Source organism: Inquilinus limosus MP06, from assembly GCF_000767795.1.
GTDB lineage: Bacteria > Pseudomonadota > Alphaproteobacteria > DSM-16000 > Inquilinaceae > Inquilinus > Inquilinus limosus_E.
In genome coordinates this window covers 1-5,686 of record NZ_JANX01000425.1, presented here as the reverse complement: position 1 = coordinate 5,686, position 5,686 = coordinate 1, and the positions used below count along the sequence as shown (strand labels likewise).

Here is a 5,686-nt window from a genome sequence, read left to right as displayed (position 1 = left end):
AGGGGGACTTATTTTGATCATTTTGACAGAGCCGCCCATCGTTCTAGCCGCCATAGGGATGCTTCTTCCGCCAATGCCGCGCGATCTCCACCCGGCGGCAGAACCAGACGCCGTCATGCTGCTTCGCGTAATCCAGGAACCGCTCCAGCGCCATGATCCGGCCCGGCCGGCCGACAATGCGGCAATGCAGCCCGACCGACATCATTCGCGGCGTCTCCGCCCCCTCCTGGTACAGCGCGTCGAAGCTGTCCTTGAGATAGGCGTAGAACTGGTCGCCGGAGTTGAAGCCCTGGACGGCGGCGAAGCGCATGTCGTTGGCGTCCAGCGTGTAGGGCACGATCAGCTGCGGCGTGCCGCCGACATCCTCCCAATAGGGCAGGTCGTCGTCATAGGCGTCGGCGTCATAGAGGAAGCCGCCATGCTCGGCCACCAGCCGCCGGGTGTTCGGGCTGGTGCGCCCGGTGTACCAGCCGAGCGGCTTCTGGCCCGACACCTGCTCCAGGATCTCCACGGCCTTGCGGATGTGCTCGCGCTCGGTGTCCTCGCCGACATACTGGTAGTTGATCCAGCGATAGCCGTGGCTGGCGATCTCGTGCCCGGCCTCGACCATGGCGCGGATCACCTGCGGGTGCCGCTCCGCCGCCATGGCGACGGCGTAGACGGTCAGCGGGATCCCCTTGCGCTCGAACAGCTTCAGGATCCGCCAGACGCCGACGCGGGCGCCGTAGTCGTAGAGGGATTCCATCGAGATATGGCGCACGCCCGGCAGCGGCTGGGCGTTGACGATCTCGGACAGGAAGCTCTCGGAGGCTGCGTCACCATGCAGGATGGAGTTTTCGCCGCCCTCCTCGTAATTGAGAACGAACTGCAGCGCCAGCCGGGCGCCGCCCGGCCAGTCGGCCTGGGGCGGGGTCGGGCCGTAGCCGACCAGGTTTCTCGGATAGACGGACACCGGTCCTCCCCTCGCACGCGTGATCCCGAGCACAGGATAGCGGCCCGGGCTGCGTCCACTTTCGCTTTTGCGTTGAAAGTCTTTCCGCCGATCAGCCGTTGAGCAACGGGCAGGCGGGGTGAAACATGACAAGCGCAAGAAAACAACAAGCATCTTGTTGCCATGACGGGGCGATAATGCCCGGTGGCAGACCGGCCCGCCAGGGATCGGCAGACACGGAGAGGCAGGATGGCCGTAACGGAGGCATCCCACCGGGGGCGACTGACCACCCATGTGCTCGACACCGCGCATGGCCGGCCGGGCATGGGCATCGCCGTGGCCCTGTACCGCCTCGACGGCGACACCCGCACCCTGGTCACCGAGACCCGCACCAATGCCGATGGCCGCTGCGACGCGCCGCTCTTGGCCGGCGACGCCTTCCGCCCCGGCACCTATGAGCTGGTCTTCGCCACCGGCGCCTATTTCCGCACCGCGGGCGTGGCCCTGGCCGACCCGCCCTTCCTGGACCAGGTCCCGATCCGCTTCGGCATCGCCCATGCCGACCAGCACTACCACGTGCCGCTGCTGATCTCGCCCTGGTCCTACTCCACCTATCGCGGCAGCTGAACCATGCGAGACACCGTCCGTTTCCTCCTGGGCGACGAACTGCGCGAGATCCGCACGGTCGATCCGACGCTGACCGTGCTGGACTGGCTGCGGATCGAGGAGCGCCGCACCGGCACCAAGGAAGGCTGCGCCGAGGGCGATTGCGGCGCCTGCACCGTGGTGGTCGGCCGGCGCGACGGCGGCCGGGTGCGCTATGAGCCGGTGAACGCCTGCATCCGCTTCCTGGCGACGCTGGATGGCTGCCAGCTGCTGACGGTCGAGCATCTGAAGGCGGCCGACGGCGCGCTGCACCCGGTGCAGCAGGCGATGGTCGACTGCCACGGCTCGCAATGCGGCTTCTGCACCCCCGGCTTCGTCATGGCGCTGTTCGCGCTGTACCGCAACGACCCGGCGCCGGGCGAAGGCCGGATCGACGACGCCCTGGCCGGCAACCTCTGCCGCTGCACCGGCTATGCCCCGATCGTCGCGGCCGGCCAGCGCATGTACCAGCTGGGCGCGCCGGAGGCCGACCGTTTCGCCGCGGCCGAGGCGGAAATCGCCAAGCGGCTCAAGGCGCTGGAGGATGAGGAGACGGTCGCGGTCGGCGACGGTTCCCGGCGCTTCTACGCCCCCGCCACCAAGGCGGCCTTCGCCGCGCTGCTGCTGGAGCATCCGGACGCCGTCATCGTCTCCGGCGCCACCGATGTCGGGCTGTGGATCACCAAGCAGCAGCGGGTGCTGCCGGCTATCATCTACACCGGCCGGGTGAATGATATGCGTGGCATCCGCGAAACCAAGGACGGGTTCGAGATCGGCGCCGCCACCACCTATGCCGAGGCGATCGGGCCGCTGGGCCGGGCCTATCCCGATTTGGGCGAGCTGATCCGCCGCATCGGGGCGGAGCAGGTGCGCGCCGTCGGCACCATCGGCGGCAACATCGCCAACGGCTCTCCGATCGGCGACACGCCGCCGGCCCTGATCGCCGCCGGCGCCACGTTGGTGCTGCGCCGCGGGGACGAGCGCCGGTCGCTGCCGCTGGAGGACTTCTTCATCGCCTATGGCCGGCAGGACCGGAGGCCCGGCGAGTTCGTCGAGAGCATCCTCCTGCCGAAGCTGCGGCCGGGCGACCGCTTCCGCGCCTACAAGATCAGCAAGCGCTTCGACCAGGACATCTCCGCCGTCTGCGGCGCCTTCCGGCTGCGGGTCGAGGACGGCAAGGTGGCCGACATCCGCATCGCCTATGGCGGCATGGCCGGCACGCCGAAGCGCGCCACCGCGACCGAGGCGGCACTGCTGGGCCAGCCCTGGACCGAGGAGGCCGTGCGCGCGGCCCTGCCACTGATGCTGCAGGATTTCACCCCGCTGACAGACTGGCGCGCCAGCGCCGGCTACCGCGCCAGGGTCGCCGCCAACCTGCTGCTGAAGCTGCATGCCGAAACCGCCGACCCCGCCGCGGAAACCCGCCTGGTCGGTGAGCGGAGCCTGGCCCATGCCTGACACCACCCTCTCCCAGGCCAAAGCAAAACCCGCCGCCGACCGCATCGACGGCGCGGTGCACGATCCGCGCCGGCACGACAGCGCCCACAAGCATGTCAGCGGCGAAGCCATCTATATCGACGACATCCCGGAGCCGGCGGGCCTGCTGCATGTCTGCCTGGGGCTGAGCGAGCGCGCCCATGCCCGGATCCGGTCGATCGACCTGGCCCAGGTGCGCGCGGCGCCCGGCGTGGTCCGCGTCTTCACCGCCGCCGATGTGCCCGGCGAGAACGACATCGGCTGCAACCATCTGGGCGACGAGCTGCTGTTCGCCACCGAGCTGGTGCAGCATGTCGGCCAGCCCGTCTTCGCCGTGGCGGCGGAGACCCGCGACCAGGCCCGCCGCGCCGCCCGCCTGGCCGTGATCGACTATGAGGAGCTGCCGCCGGTCCTGGACTACGAGGCGGCGAAGACAGCCGGCACGCTGGTGACCAAGCCGATGACGCTGCAGCGCGGCGACGCCAAAGCGGCGATCGCGGCCGCCCCGCGCAAGGTCGAAGGCCGGATGCGGATCGGCGGGCAGGAGCATTTCTACCTGGAGAGCCAAGTGGCCCTGGCCCTGCCGGGCGAGGACGGCGACGTCACCGTCCATTCCTCGACCCAGCATCCGAGCGAGGTGCAGCACATCGTGGCCTCCGTGCTGGGCGTACCGGACGGGGCGGTGACGGTCGAGATCCGGCGCATGGGCGGCGGCTTCGGCGGCAAGGAGACCCAGGCCAATTTGTTCGCCGCCGCGGCCGCGCTGGTGGCCAAGGCGACCGGCCGCGCCGCCAAGCTGCGGCCGGACCGCGACGACGACATGGTGATCACCGGCAAGCGCCATGATTTCGAGGTCGACTACGCGGTCGGCTTCGACGAGGAGGGCCGGATCGAGGGCGTCGACATGCTGCTGGCGGCGCGCTGCGGCTGGTCGGCCGACCTGTCGGGCCCGGTCACTGACCGCGCTTTGTTCCACGCCGACAACGCCTATTTCTACCCGGCGGTGCACCTGTCCTCGCTGCCCCTGAAGACCAACACCCAGTCGAACACCGCCTTCCGCGGCTTCGGCGGGCCGCAGGGGCTGGTGGCGGGAGAGCGTCTGATCGAGGAGATCGCCTTCGCCGTCGGCCGCGACCCGCTCGAGATCCGCAAGCTGAACTTCTACGGCACCGCCGACCGCAATGTGACGCCCTATCACCAGACGGTGGAGGACAACATCGTCCACGGGCTGGTGGCGGAGCTGGAGCGCGACAGCGACTACTGGAACCGCCGCGAGGAGATCCGCGCCTGGAACCGGACCAGCCGCTGGCTCAAGCGCGGCCTGGCGCTGACGCCGGTGAAGTTCGGCATCTCCTTCACCATGACCGCCTTCAACCAGGCCGGCGCGCTGGTGCATGTCTACAAGGACGGGTCGATCCACCTGAACCATGGCGGCACCGAGATGGGCCAGGGCCTGTACGTCAAGGTCGCCCAGGTCGTGGCCGAGGAGTTCCAGGTCGATATCGGCCGGGTCCACATCACCGCCACCACCACCGGCAAGGTGCCGAACACCTCGGCCACCGCCGCCTCCTCCGGCGCCGACCTGAACGGCATGGCCGCCCAGGCCGGGGCGCGGGCGATCAAGGAGCGGCTGATCGCCTTCGCCGCCGAGCGCTGGCAGGTGAAGCCGGAGCAGGTGGTGTTCCGCCGCAACGCGGTGCGGATCGGCGAGCAGGAGGTGCCGTTCCCGGAGCTGGTACGCGCCGCCTATTTCGGCCGGGTGCAGCTGTCCGCCGCCGGCTTCTACAAGACCCCGAAGATCCATTGGGACCGCGCCGCCGGCCGGGGCCGGCCCTTCTACTATTTCGCCTACGGCGCCGCGGTCAGCGAGGTCACGGTCGACACCCTGACCGGCGAGTACCGGCTGGACCGGACGGACATCCTGCACGATGCCGGTGCCTCGTTGAACCCGGCGATCGACCGCGGCCAAGTCGAGGGCGGCTTCGTCCAGGGCGCCGGCTGGCTGACGATGGAGGAGCTGTGGTGGGACGCCAAGGGCCGCCTCAGGACCCATGCGCCCTCCACCTACAAGATCCCGGTGGCCAGCGACCGGCCGAAGGTCTTCAACGTCCGGCTGGCCGACACGCGCAATCATGAGGAGACGATCTACCGCTCCAAGGCGGTGGGCGAGCCGCCCTTCATGCTGGGCGTCTCGGTGCTGCACGCGATCTCCGACGCCGTCGCCAGCGTCGCCGACCACAAGCTCTGCCCGCGCCTGGACCCGCCGGCGACGCCGGAGAAGGTGCTGGACGCGGTGGAGCGGCTGCGGGCGGCGGCGGAGGGACGGCAGTGATGACGAACTTTCATCATTTTGAGTCCCCCCCTCCCCTCGCGGGAGGGGGGTAGGGGGAGGGGGTTCTCGACGCAAGAGCCGAACCCTCTAAGCCTCATTCTTCCCAGCCAGCACCGCCCCAATCGTCTGCACCACGCCCGACAGCTCATGCATGACTTGCTCGTTGGTGAAGCGGACTACTCGGAAACCCTGGTCTTCCAGCCAGCGGGTCCTTCGGGCATCAACATCGAAGCTCAGCTCATGCGACGGCCCGTCGACCTCGATCACCAGCCGCGCCGAGAGGCAGACGAAATCGACAATGT

Annotated in this window: 5 protein-coding genes; 3 read left to right on the top strand and 2 right to left on the bottom strand. The window is 69.2% G+C overall.

The window, feature by feature from the left end:
• Window positions 1–43 precede the first annotated feature (43 nt).
• A complete protein-coding gene (gene puuE, locus P409_RS24845) occupies window positions 44–952 on the bottom strand; it encodes an allantoinase PuuE (RefSeq protein ID WP_034844862.1) in 909 nt (302 codons plus the stop codon).
• 228 nt (window positions 953–1,180) lie between these two features.
• Here puuE and uraH point away from each other — a divergent pair, with 228 nt between their 5' ends.
• From uraH to xdhB, 3 genes are read left to right on the top strand one after another with little or no spacing between them, the layout of a single operon-like run.
• Window positions 1,181–1,558 carry a hydroxyisourate hydrolase gene (uraH, locus tag P409_RS24840; protein ID WP_034844860.1) on the top strand — a complete coding sequence of 126 codons (378 nt, stop codon included), beginning with the start codon at window positions 1,181–1,183 and terminating at the stop codon, window positions 1,556–1,558.
• Window positions 1,559–1,561: 3 nt separating this feature from the next.
• Complete coding sequence (xdhA, locus tag P409_RS24835) at window positions 1,562–3,034, top strand: xanthine dehydrogenase small subunit (protein WP_034844859.1); 1,473 nt, start codon at window positions 1,562–1,564, stop codon at window positions 3,032–3,034.
• Entirely contained in the window at window positions 3,027–5,384 is a 2,358-nt protein-coding gene (gene xdhB, locus P409_RS24830; RefSeq protein ID WP_034844857.1) for a xanthine dehydrogenase molybdopterin binding subunit, read from the top strand. Before xdhA ends, xdhB begins: the two co-directional genes overlap by 8 nt.
• Before the next feature lie 87 nt (window positions 5,385–5,471).
• Here the strand turns inward: xdhB and P409_RS24825 are convergent.
• On the bottom strand, window positions 5,472–5,686 hold a 215-nt coding region (locus P409_RS24825), incomplete at its 5' end, for an endonuclease domain-containing protein (protein WP_034844855.1).

Coding starts and splice junctions, on each gene's coding strand:
- uraH (WP_034844860.1), top strand. CDS start 1,181: ATGGCCGTAACGGAGGCATCCCACCGGGGGCGACTGACCACCCATGTG.
- xdhA (WP_034844859.1), top strand. CDS start 1,562: ATGCGAGACACCGTCCGTTTCCTCCTGGGCGACGAACTGCGCGAGATC.
- xdhB (WP_034844857.1), top strand. CDS start 3,027: ATGCCTGACACCACCCTCTCCCAGGCCAAAGCAAAACCCGCCGCCGAC.